15 protein-coding genes and 1 tRNA gene are annotated in these 16,728 nt (G+C 65.0%); 12 read left to right on the forward strand and 4 right to left on the reverse strand.

Annotation, left to right across the window (positions count from 1 at the left end):
• The first annotated feature begins 1 nt into the window (after position 1).
• From ribBA to AC1DEL_RS06055, 4 genes are all read left to right on the forward strand, one after another.
• Positions 2-1,117: a bifunctional 3,4-dihydroxy-2-butanone-4-phosphate synthase/GTP cyclohydrolase II gene (gene ribBA / locus AC1DEL_RS06040; protein ID WP_477125464.1), complete on the forward strand. Its 1,116-nt coding sequence runs from the start codon at positions 2-4 to the stop codon at positions 1,115-1,117.
• Positions 1,118-1,205: 88 nt separating this feature from the next.
• Positions 1,206-1,709 carry a 6,7-dimethyl-8-ribityllumazine synthase gene (ribH, locus tag AC1DEL_RS06045; RefSeq protein ID WP_092290543.1) on the forward strand — a complete coding sequence of 168 codons (504 nt, stop codon included), beginning with the start codon at positions 1,206-1,208 and terminating at the stop codon, positions 1,707-1,709.
• Positions 1,709-2,215 carry a transcription antitermination factor NusB gene (gene nusB, locus AC1DEL_RS06050; RefSeq protein WP_092290545.1) on the forward strand — a complete coding sequence of 169 codons (507 nt, stop codon included), beginning with the start codon at positions 1,709-1,711 and terminating at the stop codon, positions 2,213-2,215. The genes ribH and nusB overlap by 1 nt, the downstream gene beginning before the upstream one ends.
• Before the next feature lie 163 nt (positions 2,216-2,378).
• A complete protein-coding gene (locus AC1DEL_RS06055) occupies positions 2,379-3,560 on the forward strand; it encodes a pyridoxal phosphate-dependent aminotransferase (RefSeq protein WP_092290547.1) in 1,182 nt (393 codons plus the stop codon).
• Positions 3,561-3,651: 91 nt separating this feature from the next.
• Here the strand turns inward: AC1DEL_RS06055 and AC1DEL_RS06060 are convergent, their stop codons facing one another.
• Positions 3,652-4,695: a lytic transglycosylase domain-containing protein gene (locus AC1DEL_RS06060; protein WP_149135414.1), complete on the reverse strand. Its 1,044-nt coding sequence runs from the start codon at positions 4,693-4,695 to the stop codon at positions 3,652-3,654.
• 643 nt (positions 4,696-5,338) lie between these two features.
• On the opposite strand from AC1DEL_RS06060, the gene ubiD reads away from it, so the two are divergent.
• A complete protein-coding gene (gene ubiD, locus AC1DEL_RS06065; RefSeq protein WP_092290551.1) occupies positions 5,339-6,889 on the forward strand; it encodes a 4-hydroxy-3-polyprenylbenzoate decarboxylase in 1,551 nt (516 codons plus the stop codon).
• Between the two features lie 120 nt (positions 6,890-7,009).
• Positions 7,010-9,010 carry an acetoacetate--CoA ligase gene (locus tag AC1DEL_RS06070; RefSeq protein ID WP_477125463.1) on the forward strand — a complete coding sequence of 667 codons (2,001 nt, stop codon included), beginning with the start codon at positions 7,010-7,012 and terminating at the stop codon, positions 9,008-9,010.
• 24 nt (positions 9,011-9,034) lie between these two features.
• Here the strand turns inward: AC1DEL_RS06070 and AC1DEL_RS06075 are convergent, their stop codons facing one another.
• Positions 9,035-9,691 carry a glutathione S-transferase family protein gene (locus AC1DEL_RS06075; protein WP_092290555.1) on the reverse strand — a complete coding sequence of 219 codons (657 nt, stop codon included), beginning with the start codon at positions 9,689-9,691 and terminating at the stop codon, positions 9,035-9,037.
• 299 nt (positions 9,692-9,990) lie between these two features.
• On the opposite strand from AC1DEL_RS06075, the gene AC1DEL_RS06080 reads away from it, so the two are divergent.
• Positions 9,991-11,205, forward strand: a complete 1,215-nt coding sequence (locus AC1DEL_RS06080; RefSeq protein WP_092290557.1) for a polyhydroxyalkanoate depolymerase — start codon at positions 9,991-9,993, stop codon at positions 11,203-11,205.
• A gap of 214 nt (positions 11,206-11,419) precedes the next feature.
• Positions 11,420-12,313: an aldose epimerase family protein gene (locus AC1DEL_RS06085; RefSeq protein WP_477112825.1), complete on the forward strand. Its 894-nt coding sequence runs from the start codon at positions 11,420-11,422 to the stop codon at positions 12,311-12,313.
• Positions 12,314-12,326: 13 nt separating this feature from the next.
• On the opposite strand, the gene AC1DEL_RS06090 is transcribed toward AC1DEL_RS06085, so the two are convergent.
• A complete protein-coding gene (locus AC1DEL_RS06090; protein WP_441645193.1) occupies positions 12,327-12,755 on the reverse strand; it encodes a DUF5594 family protein in 429 nt (142 codons plus the stop codon).
• 237 nt (positions 12,756-12,992) lie between these two features.
• Between AC1DEL_RS06090 and AC1DEL_RS06095 the strand changes: the two genes are divergently transcribed.
• The 4 genes from AC1DEL_RS06095 to trmB all read left to right on the forward strand — a co-directional run bounded on the left by AC1DEL_RS06095 (position 12,993) and on the right by trmB (position 15,732).
• Entirely contained in the window at positions 12,993-13,376 is a 384-nt protein-coding gene (locus AC1DEL_RS06095; RefSeq protein ID WP_441645192.1) for a hypothetical protein, read from the forward strand.
• Between the two features lie 92 nt (positions 13,377-13,468).
• Complete coding sequence (locus tag AC1DEL_RS06100) at positions 13,469-14,611, forward strand: acyltransferase family protein (RefSeq protein WP_477125462.1); 1,143 nt, start codon at positions 13,469-13,471, stop codon at positions 14,609-14,611.
• Positions 14,612-14,813: 202 nt separating this feature from the next.
• A tRNA-Gly gene (locus AC1DEL_RS06105) sits at positions 14,814-14,888 on the forward strand.
• Between the two features lie 76 nt (positions 14,889-14,964).
• Positions 14,965-15,732 (forward strand): tRNA (guanosine(46)-N7)-methyltransferase TrmB, encoded by a 768-nt coding sequence (gene trmB, locus AC1DEL_RS06110; RefSeq protein ID WP_092290563.1) that lies wholly within the window; start codon positions 14,965-14,967, stop codon positions 15,730-15,732.
• A 74-nt stretch (positions 15,733-15,806) separates the two neighbouring features.
• Here trmB and AC1DEL_RS06115 read toward each other — a convergent pair whose 3' ends face one another.
• Complete coding sequence (locus tag AC1DEL_RS06115) at positions 15,807-16,688, reverse strand: undecaprenyl-diphosphate phosphatase (protein WP_092290565.1); 882 nt, start codon at positions 16,686-16,688, stop codon at positions 15,807-15,809.
• Positions 16,689-16,728 lie beyond the last annotated feature (40 nt).

The raw sequence follows: 16,728 nt of genomic DNA on the forward strand, positions 1-16,728 counted from the left end.
CATGACTATCGCCCGTACCGAAGACATCATTGCCGACATTCGCGCCGGCCGCATGGTCATCCTCGTTGACGAGGAAGACCGCGAAAATGAAGGCGACCTGGTCCTGGCGGCCGACTTCGTCACGCCGGAAGCCATCAACTTCATGGCGAAGTACGGGCGCGGCCTGATCTGCCTGACGCTGACCGCCGAACGCTGCCGCCAGTTGGAGCTGTATCCGATGGTGTCGCGCAACGGCACGGTGCACGGCACGAATTTCACGGTGTCGATCGAGGCAGCCGAAGGCGTGACCACCGGCATCTCCGCCGCCGACCGCTCGCGCACCGTGCAGGCTGCCGTGGCAAAAGACGCCAAGGCCAGCGACCTCGTGCAGCCCGGCCACATCTTCCCGCTGACGGCGCAGCCCGGCGGCGTGCTGATCCGCGCCGGCCATACCGAAGCCGGTTGCGACCTCGGCGCCCTGGCCGGCCTGACGCCGGCGGCCGTGATCTGCGAGATCATGAAGGACGACGGCACCATGGCGCGCCTGCCGGATCTGGTCGAGTTCGCGCGCGAGCACGATCTCAAGATCGGCACCATCGCCGACCTGATCCACTACCGCAGCCGCACCGAAAGCATCATCGAGCGCGCGGGCGAGCGCACCATGCAGACGCCGTGGGGCACCTTCCAGGGCGTGATCTACCGCGACAAGCCCACCGGCCGCGCCCACCTGGCGCTGGTCAAGGGCCAGCCGCGCCCGGACACCGAGACGCTGGTGCGCGTGCACGAGCCCCTGTCGGTACTCGACCTGCTGGAATCGGCCCGCACCACGCACTCTTGGAGCCTGCCGGCCGCGCTCGAGGTGCTGCATGGCGCCGAGCAAGGCGTGATGGTGCTGCTGAACGTGGGCGATTCGCCCGAGCAGCTGTTTTCGCAGTTCGCCGCGCTGGACGCCCCGCAAGACCGTCCGCGCCGCAAGCCGGACCTGCGCACCTACGGCATGGGCGCCCAGATCCTGCGCGACCTCGGCGTGGGCAAGATGCGCGTGCTGGGCTCGCCCCAGAAGATGCCGAGCATGACCGGCTACGATCTCGAAGTGACCGGCTGCCAGCCGATGCACGGCGAAGCCAACTGCGACTAAGACGAACGAATTTTCACGAATATCGATGGCGGCCAGCGCCCTTCCGGCGCGGCCAGCCACCCTTCCCCGAACAATTGGAGAACTGACAATGGATCACGGCTTCTACCCCAGCAACCTCGAAGGTGAAGGCCTGCGCATCGGCATCGTGCAGGGTCGCTTCAACGAGCCCGTCTGCGACGAGCTGCGCGAGGCCTGCGTGGCCGAACTCGAAAAACTCGGCGTCGAAGGCGAAGACACGCTGGTCGTGACGGTGCCCGGCGCGCTGGAAATTTCGCTGGCGCTGCAGAAGATGGCCGAAAGCGGCCAGTTCGACGCGCTGATCGCACTCGGCGCCGTGGTGCGCGGCGAGACCTACCACTTCGAGCTGGTCTCGAACGAGTCCGGCGCCGGCATCACGCGCGTGGGCCTGGACTTCAACGTGCCCATCGCCAACGGCATCCTGACCGTGGATACCGACGCGCAGGCGCACGCCCGCACGCGCGAGAAGGGCCGCGACTGCGCCCGCGCCGCCGTGGAAATGGCGAACCTGGTAGTCGCGCTGGACTCCCTGCGCAGCGGCCAGAACGACGAAGATGAAGACGAGGAAGCATGATGAGTGACGCCACCGACACCGGCGACGCCGGCAAGCCGGGCGGCGCCAAGCCGGCCCGCACCGAGCCCAAGGCCCCGCCGAAGAGCGCGCGCCGCCGGTCGCGCGAGCTGGCACTGCAGGGCCTCTATCAATGGCTGCTGAATCGTAACGATATTGGTGCGATTCAAGCCCACCTGCATGACGCGCAAGGCTTCAACAAGGCCGACAGCGAGCACTTCGACGCCCTGCTCAACGGCGCCGTGCGCGAGGAAGCGCGCCTGACCGCCGCGTTCGAACCGTTCCTGGATCGCCCCGTGGCCGAACTGTCGCCCGTGGAGCGCGCCGCGCTGCTGGTTGGCAGCTTCGAACTCGTGCATTGTCTGGACATTCCCTACAAGGTCGTCATCAACGAGGCCGTGGAGCTGACCAAGACCTTCGGCGGCGTGGAAGGCTACAAGTACGTCAATGGCGTGCTGGACAAGCTCGCCGCCCAGGTTCGCGCGCCGGAAGTCGCTGCGCGCCGCTAAGCCTCCCGTCACTGCTGGCTGGCACCAGCCCAGAGCACCCGCCCCGGCGGGTGTTTTTGTTTCGGCGCCATATTTCCGCGCATCGCGTGATCCTTTGGGATCCGCGCCGCGCTGCCTACCCTTACCCTCAAGCCACCCCAGCCCTCTGCCTATCCTGACCGCCATGGACCTCCAGCGCCTTGCCACTGCCTCCCGCCTCGCCAATATCGACGCCTTCCACGTCATGGAACTGGCCAAGCAGGCCGCCGAACTCGAACGGGCCGGGCGCCACATCATCCACATGGGGATTGGCGAGCCGGACTTCACCGCCGCCGCGCCGGTCGTGCATGCCGCGGAGGCGGCCATGCGCCGGGGCGTGACGCAGTACACCGGGGCGCTGGGCATCCACGCGCTGCGCGAGGCCATCGCTGGCTACTACAAGACCGCCTATGGGATCGATATTCCCGAGCGCCGCGTGATCGTGACCGCCGGCGCTTCCGGCGCGCTGCTGCTGGCCTGCGCGGTACTGGTAGAGATTGGCGCCGAAGTGCTGATGCCCGATCCGAGCTACCCCTGCAATCGTCATTTCGTGGCCGCCTTCGACGGCCGGGCGCGCATGGTGCCGAGCGGGCCGGCCGAGCGCTTCCAGCTCACCGCCGCCCAGGTGGCCGCCAACTGGGGGCCGGACACGCGCGGGGTGCTGCTGGCGTCGCCGAGCAATCCCACCGGCACGTCGATCCTGCCGGACGAGCTGCGCGGCATCCTCGCCGAAGTCCGCCGCCGCAACGGCTTCGCCATCCTCGACGAGATCTATCAGGGCCTGTCGTACGATGCCCCGCCGGTGTCCGCGCTGTCGCTGGACGACAACGTGGTCACCGTGAACAGCTTCTCGAAGTATTTCAATATGACGGGATGGCGCCTGGGCTGGCTGGTGGTGCCGGACGCGCTGGTGCCGGCCTTCGAGAAGGTCGCGCAGAACCTGTTCATCTGCGCGTCGGCGGTGGCGCAGCACGCGGCGCTGGCCTGCTTCACGCCCGAGGCGCTGGCGATCTACGACGAGCGCAAGGCCGAATTCCGCCGCCGCCGCGACGCCATCGTGCCGGCGCTGGAGGCGCTGGGGCTGCGCGTGCCGGTGAAGCCGGACGGCGCCTTCTATGTCTATGCCGACTGCCGCCACGTGAACCACCCCCATGCGGGCGATGCCGACAAGCTGACGCAGGCCATTCTGCATGACGCCGGTGTGGTGATGGTGCCCGGCACGGACTTCGGCCCGCATACGGCGCGCGACTACATCCGCATCTCGTACGCAACGGCCATGGAGAACATCGAGGAAGCGATGCAGCGGCTCCACCATTTCCTGCGCTGAGGATCCGGGCCGGCCATCGCTATCTATATAGATACAGCGCAAACGAAAAGAGCACCCCGAGGGGTGCTCTTTTTCTTCCGCAGCCTGACGATCAGGCCGCCTGGGCCGTGGCCGTGGCCGCTTCCAGCTTTTCAGCCGTCGTCGGCTTGGCGTCGACCGGCTTCGCGTCGTTGGCGGGCAGGCCCAGCAACTGGCGCAGGCGGGCGCGCTCGGCCAGCACCTTGGCGCCGTAGCCGCCATCGGTGTTGGTCGTGGCGGCACCCACGTAGTACTTCAGGCCGCCTTCCAGCGAACCGGCACGGGCGATGCAATCCTTCAGCACCAGCGCGCCGATCTTGATGTTGGCGTACGGGTTCAGCGCGGCGGACACACCGCCCACGGCTTCGTACTTGTCCTGGTGGACCTTCGTCATGACCTGCATCAGGCCCTGCGCACCCACGCCGCTTTCGGCGTACGGGTTGAAGCTGGACTCGATGGCGATCACGCCGAGGATCAGCAGCGGGTCGATGCCGACCTCGCGGCCCGTCATGTACGCGGCCTTCACCAGTTGCCCGGTGGCCTGCGCCGCCACGCGGTACTTGCGGGCGATGTAGTCCGCCACGGCCGCCTGCTCACGTGCGGAGCCGAGCGCCGTCGTGTTGCGGGCGTCCAGCGCCACGCGCTGCACCGGGATCTGCGCGGCCAGGTGCGCCACCGACGGGACCTTGCCCGCGGCCGACACACTCCACTCGTCCACGCCAGACACCGTCGGCAAGCCGTTGGTGGCATGCGCCAGACGCGCGGCGGCCACGTCGGCCGAGACCGGCGGCACGCCAGTGCTGGCATGGGCCGTGGTAGCCGGCAGGGCGGCGCCGAGCAGTACCGTGGGTGCTTCCTTGCCCGCCAGCGCGCCAGCGAGCGACGTCCGCCATTGCTGGCTGACCGTCAAGGTGACTGCTGCGGCCACAGAAAGCACGCCCAGGCTGTTCAGGGTGTACTTCAAGGTGGTACGGCTGCCGCGCAGCAAGGCGCGACCTGCCACCGGGTGGGCCAGGCGCATTTGCAGCGCGCGGTTCACACCGGGAACCGGTTGTCTGAAGCGGACCTGCAACGCCCGCCCGACACCGGGAAGATGAAGGGTTTTCCAACCGCTCATACTTACCTCCATCCGCTGCCCGCTGCGCGCGTGCCAATTGCCACGCGTGCCCGATCTCAACGTACTCAAGTAAGGATGCTGCGCCACCTAGCAGGGGTGTCCAGCACCTGTTGGCGGGCGCTCCCCATGCGCCCAACGAGAAACAGGGTACGCTCTTGGGGAAACGCACCCTGCCACTAAAAGACTCTCACGCTCCGGCATCCCGCCGGAGGACCCCGCCGCGCACGCTTGCTACACGTATCGCGATCAAGATCAAAGGAGGTGTGGTCACGCTGGCTTTTTTAAAGAGCGCCTCTTGACAGAAGCCTCAAGCCATGTTGCGGCGCAACACCCCACAGAGCAGACCGGATTGTAGGAACCCTTTTATAACCCGTCAAGCATAACGAATGCACAAGTCACTACTTTTAGAAATATGTAACGGCGTTATTTAAGCGGCGGCTACATCACCCGGAGGCTCGGGATCGTAGGACTGGCCTAGGGTTACCCTTCCTTTGAGGACCGGTCTACACCGCAAAAAATTTACATTTCTCGTACGCTTCCGACACGATTTTTTTGCACCGCCGGACGCTGATGTGTATCGTCACACACCTCGCCAGGGCACGCCATGGATTGGCGCAGCGCGGCAACCTTCACAGATTTCACTATGCAATACAAAGACTTGCGCGATTTCATCGGCCAACTGGAGCAGCTTGGCGAGCTGAAACGGATCGCCACGCCGGTCTCGCCCAATCTCGAAATGACGGAGATTTGCGACCGCCTGCTGCGCGCGGAAGGTCCCGCCGTGCTCTTCGAGAAACCGAGCGTGCAATCTCGGAACGATGCAGGCGCGGGCCATGACGCTATCTATAAGGTGCCGGTGCTCGCCAATCTGTTCGGCACGACACGCAGGGTGGCGATGGGCATGGGCGCGAACTCACTCGAGGACTTGCGCGACATCGGCCGCGTGCTCTCGGCGCTCAAGGAACCCGAGCCGCCGCGCGGCCTGCGCGAGGCCGGCAAGCTGTTCACGCTGGCCAAGTCCGTGTGGGACATGGCGCCGAAGCGCGTGAGCAGCCCGTCCTGCCAGGAGATCGTCTGGGAAGGCAACGACGTGGACCTGGGCCGCCTGCCGATCCAGACCTGCTGGCCCGGCGACGCCGCCCCGCTGATCACCTGGGGCCTGGTGGTCACCAAGGGCCCGCACAAGAAGCGCCAGAACCTGGGCATCTACCGCCAGCAGGTCATCAGCCGCAATCAGGTGATCATGCGCTGGCTGGCGCATCGCGGCGGCGCACTGGACTTCCGCGAGCACGCGCTGGCCAACCCCGGCAAGCCCTTCCCGATCGCCGTGGCGCTGGGCGCCGACCCGGCCACCATCCTCGGCGCCGTGACCCCGGTGCCCGACACGCTTTCCGAATACCAGTTCGCCGGCCTGCTGCGCGGCAGCCGCACCGCGCTGGCCGGCTGCCTGACGCCGACCTTGTCCGAATTGTCCGTGCCGGCCTCGGCAGAGATCATCCTCGAAGGCCACATCCAGCCCGATCCGGCCCACCCGTCCGGCTACCAGCATGCGCTGGAGGGGCCCTACGGCGACCACACCGGCTACTACAACGAGCAGGACTGGTTCCCGGTCTTCACGATCGACCGCATCACCATGCGGCGCGACCCGATCTACCACTCCACCTACACCGGCAAGCCGCCCGATGAGCCCGCCGTGCTGGGCGTGGCGCTGAACGAGGTCTTCGTGCCGCTGCTCCAGAAGCAGTTCCCGGAAATCACCGATTTCTACCTGCCGCCCGAGGGGTGCAGCTACCGCATGGCGGTGGTGCGCATGAAGAAGCAGTACGCCGGCCACGCCAAACGGGTGATGTTCGGGGTCTGGAGCTTCCTGCGCCAGTTCATGTATACGAAGTTCATCGTCGTGGTGGATGACGATGTGGACGTGCGCGACTGGAAGGAGGTCATCTGGGCCATCACCACCCGGGTCGATCCGAGCCGCGACACGGTGATGGTCGAGAACACGCCCATCGACTATCTCGACTTCGCCTCGCCGGTCTCCGGCCTGGGCTCGAAGATGGGCATCGACGCCACCGACAAGTGGCCCGGCGAAACCACACGCGAATGGGGCCGGACCATCTCGATGGATCCCGCCGTCAAGGCGCGCGTGGACGAGATGTGGGGCACGCTGTTCGAATCGGGGGGCGCCGCCAGGTGATCTCGGAGACGGTTATCATGTGACCTCGCATCGCGCCGCGCCGGCTGCTGTCAACGCACCAGCGACAAACCCGCGGCGCACCCCAAACCCCCGCGCAGACGGGTCGAGGAGGAGACAGGCATGACCGTGGCATCCGGAAAGCTGATGTGGACGCCGTCCGCCAACTTTGCCGAGAGCAGCCAGCTGGCCGCTTTCATCACATGGCTGCGCCGCGAGCGCGGCCTCGCCTTCGATGACTGCGACAGCCTCTGGCGCTGGTCGGTCACCGACATCGAGGCGTTCTGGGACGCCATCCGCGTCTACTTCGACGTCCATTTCGATACCCCCGCCGAGCGCGTGCTGGACCGCCGCACCATGCCCGGTGCGCGCTGGTTCGAAGGCGCCACGCTCAATTACGTCCAGCAGGTCTTCCGCCACGCCGGCACCGGTGAGGCGCGCCAGCGCCCGGCCATCCGCCATGCCGGCGAAGCCCAGCCGCTGGCCGATGTGAGCTGGGATGCCCTGGAAGCCCAGGTCGCCTCGCTCGCCCATGCCCTGCGCGCGATGGGCGTGACGCCGGGCGACCGCGTGGCCGGCTACCTGCCCAACGTGCCGGCCACCATCGTCGCCTTCCTGGCCACGGCCAGCCTGGGCGCGGTCTGGTCCGGCTGCGCGCCGGACATGGGCCAGGTGGCCGTGATCGACCGCTTCCGCCAGATCGCGCCCAAGGTGCTGATTGCCGTCGACGGCTACCACTACGGCGGCAAGACCTACGACCGCGCGCCGGTGATCGCCGATCTGGTCGCCGCCCTGCCCTCGCTGACCGACCTCGTGCTGATTCCGGCCATCGGCAGTGAGATCGACACCGCCGGCCCGGTCCGCCGCCACGACTGGGCGGACGTGCTGGCGCACGCGGTGCCGCTGCGGATCGAGCCGGTGCCGTTCGACCATCCGCTCTGGATCGTCTACTCGTCCGGCACCACCGGCATGCCCAAGCCGATCGTCCATGGCCACGGCGGCATCGTCATCGAGCAGCTCAAGCTGCTGGCGTTCCACAACAACCTCGGCCCGGACGACGTCTTCCACTGGTACAGCAGCAGCGGCTGGATCATGTGGAACGCGCAGGTGGGCGGCCTGCTGCTCGGCACCACCGTGGCGCTCTACGACGGCAACCCCGCCTGGCCGGACGCCGGCGTGCTGTGGCGTTTCGTCGATGACGCGCGCGTGACGATGTTCGGCGCCGGCGCCGCGTTTTTCACCAACTGCATGAAAGCCGGGCTGGAGCCGGCCGCCTTTGCCGATGTATCCCGGCTGCGCGGGCTGGGCTCGACCGGCTCGCCGCTGCCCGAAGAGGCCTATGCGTGGATTTATCGCCACGTGCGTGCCGACATCTGGCTCGCGCCGATGTCCGGCGGCACCGACTTCGCCGGCTCGTTCGTGGCGGGCTGTCCGCTGCTACCGGTGTACGCGGGCGAGATGCAGTGCCGCTGCCTGGGCGCCAAGGTGGAAGCCTTCGACGAAGAAGGCCGGGCGGTGATCGACGAGGTGGGCGAGCTGGTCTGTACCGAGCCGATGCCGTCGATGCCGCTCTACCTCTGGGGCGATGCCGACGGCAAGCGCTACCGCGACAGCTACTTCGACACCTATCCGAACGCCTGGCGCCACGGCGACTGGATTCGCATCACGCCGCGCGGCGGTGCCATCATCTACGGCCGCTCGGACGCCACGATCAACCGGCACGGCATCCGCATGGGCACCAGCGAGTTGTACCGCGTGGTGGAAGAACTCCCGGAGGTGCTCGACAGCATGGTGGTTGACCTCGAATACCTGGGCCGTGAGTCGTACATGCCGCTCTTCGTCGTGCTGCGCGAGGGCAATGTGCTCGATGAGGCGCTGCGCGACTCGCTGCGGGCCCGGATTCGCGCCGGGCTGTCATCGCGCCACGTGCCGAATGACATCGTGCAGGTGCCCGGCGTGCCGCGCACGCTGTCCGGCAAGAAGATGGAGGTGCCGATCAAGAAGCTGCTGCTCGGCCATCCGCCGGAGCAGATTGCCAACCGCGACGCGATGGCCAATCCGGACTGCCTGAATTGGTACTTTGCCTACGCGGCCACCTATCTGGCGAGGACGGCGGCCGCCTAGGTCTAGGGGAAGGATCAGAGAGGGTCAGAATTCGACATCGAGTTCGCTGATCTCGTCGGGCTCCTCGCGCGCGGCGCTGATCCACTCCTGCATCTCGGGCATGGCGAGGATGGCCTTGCAGTAGGCCACCGGCTCAGGATCGAGCATCACGCCGTAGGTGACGAAGCGCGTGACCACGGGCGCGTACATCGCGTCCGCCATCGTGCGGCGCTCGCCGAACAGGAATGGGCCGCCGTAGCGGGTCAGGCACTCGGTCCAGATCGCGACGATCCGGTCGATGTCGGCCTGGGCGCGCGACCAGACCTTGAGCCCGGGGAAATGCCCCTTGAGGTTCATCGGCAAGGCGGCGCGCATCGCCGCGAAACCGGAATGCATCTCGCCGCAGATGGCGCGGCAGTGGGCGCGCGCGACGAGATCGTCGGGCAATAGTCCCGCCTTGGGACGAATCTCATTGAGGTATTCGGCGATCGCCAGCGTGTCCCAGACCGTCACGCCCTGATGGCGCAGGCAGGGTACGAGGATCGACGGCGACAGCAGCAGGATTTCGGCACGCGCCGCCGGATCTTCGGGCGACACCAGCACTTCCTCGAACTCCAGGCCCGCGAACCGGGCCAGCAGCCAGCCGCGCAGCGACCAGGACGAATAGGTCTTGCTGCTGATGGTCAGCGTGGTCTTCGCCATCATGCCTCCTCGGCCCCCCGGGGCCAGTGCGCGATGCATCGTTTGCAGTATCGGTGGCGGATGCCGCATCGCCAAGCACCCGCGCGGTGCGCGGCCCGGCACCAGTCCGAGGCCGTATCCCGCCACCGGATGTGGCGCATGGCCTGCGGAAGCGCCCCTTGCCGCACTCCCTCCTTCCTGCTTGTCATGCCACTCGCCACGCGCAAGCGGCGTGCCAAGTTCAATTATCGGTGGCATATATATTGCGGCGCACTACGCTTACATCAGGCGAGGCGCCATGCCGCGGAGGAAAACGAGCAATGCTCTATCAGGCCTACCAGACCTACGCGGACATGATGCAGCCGGCCTGCTCCCTGGCCGATATCGCTGCCACGTTGATCGCCGGCTATCCGGGCGCCGACGAATGCGAACCATTGAGATCCGTCCGCGCCGCCTGCGAGGTGCTGGCGCTGGCCCGCCTGACCCACTACCGCCCGCCGTTCGCCATTCATAGCGTGCGCGTGAATGGCGGCGAGGTACCGGTGGTCGAGGAAATCGTCACGCGCACGCCGTTTTGCACCCTGCTGCGTTTCCGCCGCGAAGGCGCACCCGCGCAGCCGCGCGTGCTGCTGGTGGCGCCGATGTCCGGCCACTTCGCCACGCTGCTGCGCGGCACGGTGGAAACCATGCTCCGCGACCATGACGTCTACATTACGGACTGGCACAACCCGCGCGACGTCCCGGTGCTGTACGGACGGTTTGGCTTCGATGAATACGTGCAGCACCTGATCACCTTCCTGCACGCGCTGGGCGGCCACACCCACCTGATGGCCGTGTGCCAGCCCACGGTGGCGGCGCTGGCCGCAGTGGCGCTGATGGCCGAGGACGGCGACCCGGCGCAGCCGCCAAGCCTGACGCTGATGGCCGGCCCGATCGACGCGCGCGTGAATCCGACCAAGGTCAACGAGTTGGCCATGAGCCGGCCCATCGAATGGTTCGAATCGACGCTGATCGGCTACGTGCCGTGGCGCTTTCCGGGCGCCACGCGCCGCGTGTATCCGGGCTTCGTGCAGTTGATCGCATTCATGAGCATGAACCGGGAGCGCCACGAGCAGGCCCTGCGCGATCTCTACGACCTGCGCGCACGCGGCGAGCACGACAAGGCCGATGCCATCCAGACCTTCTACGCCGAGTACTTCGCCACGATGGACCTCACGGCCGAGTTCTACCTTGAGACCGTGAGCCTCGTATTCCAGCGATTTCTGCTCGCGCAGGGCCTGCTCGACGTGGCCGGCCGGCGCGTGGCCACGCAGGCCATCCGCCGCACCGCGCTACTCACCGTGGAGGGCGAGCGCGACGACATCTGCGCCATCGGCCAGACCATGGCGGCGCAGGAGTTGTGCACGAACGTGCGGCCCTACATGCGGATGCATCACATCCAGACCGGCGTGGGCCACTACGGCGTGTTCAACGGCAAGCACTGGGAGTCGCAGGTCTATCCGCTGGTGCGCGAGACGATCCACATGGCCGATTAGCGAATGCCGAATCGCAAGAATGCCGTGCGTAGCATCGGCAATGCCGAGATCGCGGTAGAAGAAGGAATCTCTCAAACCCTGGTCGACAACCGCCGTGTCGCGCGGGCGCACATGAGAAAAGTCTGTGGGGGACAATGCGGGCCGCCCCAAAGGGATACCGGCGGGAAGTTGCGATACCCTCGGGGTTTTCCGAATTTCTGCGGGAGGCAGGCGCATGGCGCAGGTCGGCATGGAACGTTTTCAAGGGCAGGATCTGGTGCGCATTGGCACGGGTGACAACTACCTGCTGCTGGCGCCGGCGCATGGCGGCCGGCTGGTGCGATGGGTCCATCGCGGCCAGGACATCCTTTACTGGCCAGACGATGCCGACTGGTCCCGCGTGGCCAAGGTGCGCGGCGGCAACCCGCTGCTGTTCCCATTCATCGGCCGGCATTTTGTCGATGGCGAACCGGGGAAATGGCGCGATGCCGACGGCGTGGTGCGCGAGCTTCCGCAGCACGGCTTTGCCCGCGACATGGCGTTCGAGGTATCGGATTTCTCCGAGTCTGCGGTGAGCATGACGCTGACATCGTCCGAGGCGACGCAGGCGGGCTATCCGTTCGCCTTTGTCTTCACGGCCACCTACCGGCTCGTGCCCGAAGGGCTGGAGGTCGAGCTAGAAGTCAGGAACACGGGCTCGGCGCCGCTGCCGTGGTACGCCGGCCATCATTTCTACTTCGCGCTGCCTCACACGCAGCGATCGGCAACCCGCCTGTCCCTGCCGCCCGCAGACCGCGTGCGACAGACCCCGGACGGCGGCCTGACCGGCGCCGAACCGGGCGAGCGCACCTATCGACTGGATGACGCCCGGCTGCAGGACACCTTCCACATCCTGCGCGGGCCGGGCACGTTGCGGCTGCAAATGCCGGCGCGCGAGATCGACTTCGTTCTCAACGTCCCGGGGCGCGCGCCATGGCACGCGATCACGACGTGGTCCGAGCGAGAAGATTCTGACTTTTACTGCGTGGAGCCGTGGCTGGGGTTGCCCAACGCGATCGGGCATGGAGAGGGGCTGCGGTGGCTGGCGCCAGGCAAGGCCGAATCGGCCGTCTGCCGGCTGGTCATCTGAGCCCCCGCGCGGGCTAGCGAACCAGATGCTCGAAATCGAGCCCGCCGATCAAGACCGCCGGATCGGCCTGGGTGCGGGTGTTCAGATCGAGCTGGCGGGCATCCTGCCAGGCATCGAGCTTGGCAGGCAGCGCCTCCAGGTAGGCGGCAAAGCGCGTTTCGCCGCCGATCTCGAACAGCCGCTCCACCTCGTAGCCATCCCATGACAGCGTGATGTCCAGCGGATGCGCATAGCGCCCGCCGCCGGCCCGCGCGGCCCCGGAGACCCGCAGGCAGGCCGGCAGATGCGGGCGATCGGCGGGCCGTACCTCGGTCTGAAGCGTGCCGCGAGACAACGCGTGAATGCGCGCGATGATGCGCGGCAGGAATTCGGCATTGAAGCGCTGGGCGGGGGCGAGGTGCACGGCGGATGCGGAGGGATTGAAGTGGACACTATTGTCCATCGGATTTTCGGCAGGCGGCGTCAATAGCTCTGCGGGCAAATTGGAGTCACAGTGATGAATTCGTCACCCACACTCTTTGGATTACCGATGGTTGAGCTTTGCGGTATCCTCGCCGGTTAGGCTTGAAATTGCGTGCTACCTTCCTCCATAGAAGTGGGACAGCAGGCGTGTCTCTTCTAGACAGCCCGGGGGAAAGTAAAGCCAAGGAACAGTCGCAGCAAAGCGGAGATTTACAGAATGGGCGTCATCGCCATGGCGGGAGCAGTTTTTTATTTTTGGAGATTCGTAAGCCAACGGGCCGCAGTCATGCTAATAGCATTCCTCGCCTTTGGTTTTTTCGCGTACTGGACCAATGACAGTGGCAGGCGCTGCGACGGCAAGACTTGGTTCTGCGACCTAGTGCCAGAGAGTGCCAAGGCGGTGGCGGTACCCCCCCAAGAACCTGAGCCATGCCCTGTAGAAGAGCCCATCACCGCCCGAGTATTCCAGAGCGACGCCGCGAATGCTGAACTCCATCGGCTGATTCAGGATGGCGTTTGTCAGCAGAAGGCAATAGACCGAATTGCGAGAGGCTGGCGGGCGCCATACGACCCAGAGTACGAATCCTTGTTCCGCAAGTGACTTTCCTGGCTGACTTGATGAGCGGAGGCCGGCATCAGATACGTATTAGCTTTGACATATAATCCGGGACTCAAGAAAAACGGAGCTACTGGATGGGATTTTTCCGTCTACTACTCGCTATCGCTGTAGTTGTCGCGCATTCTTCGCCACTTTTCGGGTGGGAATTTACCGGGGGCGCCGTTGCAGTCCAGGCGTTTTATATCGTCTCCGGTTTCTATATTTCGCTTATCCTGAACGAGAAATACGGACCTGGATTGACGGGCACGAAGCTCTTCTATTCAAATCGTTTCTTGAGAATCTATCCGATTTACTGGACAATTCTTGCGGCCTCGATCGCGCTCTCGCTCCTGGAGCAGCCGCACCCCAACGTCCATACGATCGGAACCCTTCGTAATTTCAGCCGATATTTCGATGATCTCGGTTTCGCTAGCAAACTCTATTTGCTGGTCACTAACATCGCGCTGATCGGAATGGATTGGGGTTTCTTCCTCAGGTTCGATGGACCGCAGATTGCGGCGACTACCAGTTTCCTGAGCTTTCACCCGCGAGCCTTCGAACTTGCTTTCGTTCCTCAGGCATGGACGCTTGGCATCGAGATCGCCGTCTACCTGATTGCGCCCTTCATTTTCCGGCGCAAACTTGCGGTCCTCGTTGCAGTCGCAGCGGCGAGTACTGCTGCCAGGGCGTACGCCTTCAACAATGGGCTCGCGGAAGACCCTTGGACCTATCGATTCCTACCCTTTGAGTTGGGCCTCTTTATTCTCGGCTCCATTGCCTACCGCGCGTACAAGGAGGTCAGCTTTCTTAGGCGCAGATTGGTCGGGTGGCTGTGCCTAACTACTGTGCTGGCCTTAACCGTCTACTATCCCAATCTTTCGACTGCGGCCTCAGTTATTCCGGGCTTCTATACCGGTCAACTTCTTTACCTGCTCGCAGTGTTTATCAGCATTCCGGCAATATTCCATTTATCGAAGTCGAGTCGAGTGGACAGATGGATCGGAGAGTTATCTTACCCGGTATATTTGAGCCAGATGATGGTCATACCGTTGTGTAGTGGAGCTTTTGGACCGGGCAACATCTACCCCGTAATTGGCTCTATTGCAATATCGGTGCTGGTCGTTTTGGTCATTGATAGGCCTATCGAGAAATTTCGCCAGGCAAGAGTCAAAAAGGCCGGGATCGCACCCACGGGGACCCAGTTAGGCCCGGGCAGACCTCAGCGGGTTCGCAGTTGACCCCGTCGAAGCAGATGGGGCGCATTCGGCGCCCGTCTGCTTATAGGGCGGGCCACGTAGTGACCATGCAATGGCGCGGTGAAGTGCCGGCCAAAACACTCTCGGTTTTTGCTGCCCGAGTGAGCGCGTGGACACCACCAAAGAACAATCGAAGAGGGTGCTGCGCTGAGAGTCGTGCTAGAATCCGGCCCCTGTAGCCATAGCGGGCGTCGTATAATGGCCATTACCTTAGCTTCCCAAGCTAAAGACGTGGGTTCGATTCCCATCGCCCGCTCCACCCCTGATTGAACAAGCCGCCTCTGGCACCCGGTCGATAGTCCGATCGGCACTCCGCCCGGCGGCTTTTTGTTGCCATGCTCCCCCAAGACGCCAGTACCGAACCGAAGCCGGCCGACGACGCCGAGGCCACGTCAGATGCCCCGCGCCAACCCGGCGATGACGTTGCGCATCCGCGCCGCATCCGCTCGTTCGTGCGGCGCGCCGGGCGCACCTCCACCGGGCAGCAGCGCGCCATCGACGACCTTGGCCCGCGCTTCATCGTGCCCTATGCGCCCACGCCGCTCGACTGGACGGCCACCTTCGGCCGTTCGGGCCCGGCCATCCTCGAGATCGGCTTCGGCATGGGCGAGACCACCGCGCACATCGCCCAACTACGTCCGCAGGACAACTTCCTGGGCTGCGAGGTGCACGAGCCCGGCGTTGGCGCCTTGCTGAAGCTGGCCGGCGAGCGTGGCATTGAGAATGTTCGCATCATGCGACACGATGCGGTCGAGGTCATCGCACACATGCTGACTGAGAATTGTCTCGATGGCGTGCATATCTTCTTCCCCGACCCCTGGCACAAGAAGAAGCACAACAAGCGCCGGCTGGTGCAGCCGCCGCTGGTCAAGCTGCTGGCCAGCCGCCTGAAGCCCGGTGGTTATCTCCACTGCGCCACGGACTGGGAGGAGTATGCCTACCAGATGGTGGAAGTGCTGTCGGGCGAACCGGCCCTAGAAAATACCTCGCAGGCCGAGGGCGGTTTTGCCGAGCGGCCCGATTACCGGCCCGTGACCAAATTCGAGAAGCGCGGCGTCCGGCTCGGACACGGCGTCTGGGACGTGGTGTTCCGCAAGCGTTGATCGCTGGGGCACCAGCAGAAACAAAAAAGGCGTGGCCGATAGAGACCACGCCTTTTTTATTTGCTCCGCTTACCTCAAGCGTGCCAGGACACCACCCCGGTCCACGCCGTGGCCAGCACGATAATCCCGAAGACAATCCGGTACCACGCGAATGGCTTGAAATCGTGCGTGGCGACGAAACGCAACAGCCAGCGCACGCACAGGAACGCCGACAGGAACGCGAAGACAAAGCCGATGCCGAAAATCCCCAGGTCGTCGGCGGAGAGCAGCGCGCGTGCCTTGTACAGCTCGTAGACCGTGGCGCCGAAAATCACCGGAATGGCCAGGAAGAACGAGAACTCGGTCGCCACCTGGCGCGACAGGCCAAACAGCATGCCGCCGATAATCGTAGCGCCGGAGCGGGACGTGCCGGGCACCAGCGCGCAGCACTGCGCCAGGCCGACCTTCAGCGCGTCGCGCCAGTTCAGGTCATCCACCGATTCGATGCGCGGCGCCCCGGCCTTGGCCGCTTCCAGCAGCGCATTGCCCTGCGGATGCGAAACCGTACCCCGGCGTGCGTCGCGCCATTCGGCGAGCAAAATCACCACGCCGCCGACGATAAACGCCATGGCCACGCTCATCGGATTGAACAAATGGGCCTTGATCCACTTGCCGAAGATCAGCGCCAGCACGATGGCCGGCACGCTGGCCACAATGACGTTGATCGCAAACCGCTGGGCTTTCGGATCGGAACCCAGGCCGCTGACCACCGCACCAATCCTGCGCCGGAATTCCCAGCACACCGCCAGAATCGCACCGAACTGAATCACGATTTCGAAGATCTTGCCCTTCTCGTCGTTGAAATCGAGCAACTGGCCGGCAAGAATCAGGTGGCCGGTACTGGAGATGGGGAGAAACTCGGTCAGTCCTTCGACGATGCCGAGGATCACGGCTTTCAGGGCAAGTGCGATATCCATGCGGATTCAGGAGAGGTCAGGCGCGGTTCGGTCCGCGCGG

The organism is Cupriavidus sp. 10L43_2 (assembly GCF_056395265.1).

Coding starts and splice junctions, on each gene's coding strand:
- ribBA (WP_477125464.1), top strand. CDS start 2: ATGACTATCGCCCGTACCGAAGACATCATTGCCGACATTCGCGCCGGC.
- ribH (WP_092290543.1), top strand. CDS start 1,206: ATGGATCACGGCTTCTACCCCAGCAACCTCGAAGGTGAAGGCCTGCGC.
- AC1DEL_RS06090 (WP_441645193.1), bottom strand. CDS start 12,755: ATGGACAATAGTGTCCACTTCAATCCCTCCGCATCCGCCGTGCACCTC.
- AC1DEL_RS06115 (WP_092290565.1), bottom strand. CDS start 16,688: ATGGATATCGCACTTGCCCTGAAAGCCGTGATCCTCGGCATCGTCGAA.
- AC1DEL_RS06070 (WP_477125463.1), top strand. CDS start 7,010: ATGACCGTGGCATCCGGAAAGCTGATGTGGACGCCGTCCGCCAACTTT.
- AC1DEL_RS06055 (WP_092290547.1), top strand. CDS start 2,379: ATGGACCTCCAGCGCCTTGCCACTGCCTCCCGCCTCGCCAATATCGAC.
- AC1DEL_RS06060 (WP_149135414.1), bottom strand. CDS start 4,695: ATGAGCGGTTGGAAAACCCTTCATCTTCCCGGTGTCGGGCGGGCGTTG.
- nusB (WP_092290545.1), top strand. CDS start 1,709: ATGAGTGACGCCACCGACACCGGCGACGCCGGCAAGCCGGGCGGCGCC.
- AC1DEL_RS06075 (WP_092290555.1), bottom strand. CDS start 9,691: ATGGCGAAGACCACGCTGACCATCAGCAGCAAGACCTATTCGTCCTGG.
- AC1DEL_RS06080 (WP_092290557.1), top strand. CDS start 9,991: ATGCTCTATCAGGCCTACCAGACCTACGCGGACATGATGCAGCCGGCC.
- AC1DEL_RS06095 (WP_441645192.1), top strand. CDS start 12,993: ATGGGCGTCATCGCCATGGCGGGAGCAGTTTTTTATTTTTGGAGATTC.
- AC1DEL_RS06085 (WP_477112825.1), top strand. CDS start 11,420: ATGGCGCAGGTCGGCATGGAACGTTTTCAAGGGCAGGATCTGGTGCGC.
- AC1DEL_RS06100 (WP_477125462.1), top strand. CDS start 13,469: ATGGGATTTTTCCGTCTACTACTCGCTATCGCTGTAGTTGTCGCGCAT.
- trmB (WP_092290563.1), top strand. CDS start 14,965: ATGCTCCCCCAAGACGCCAGTACCGAACCGAAGCCGGCCGACGACGCC.
- ubiD (WP_092290551.1), top strand. CDS start 5,339: ATGCAATACAAAGACTTGCGCGATTTCATCGGCCAACTGGAGCAGCTT.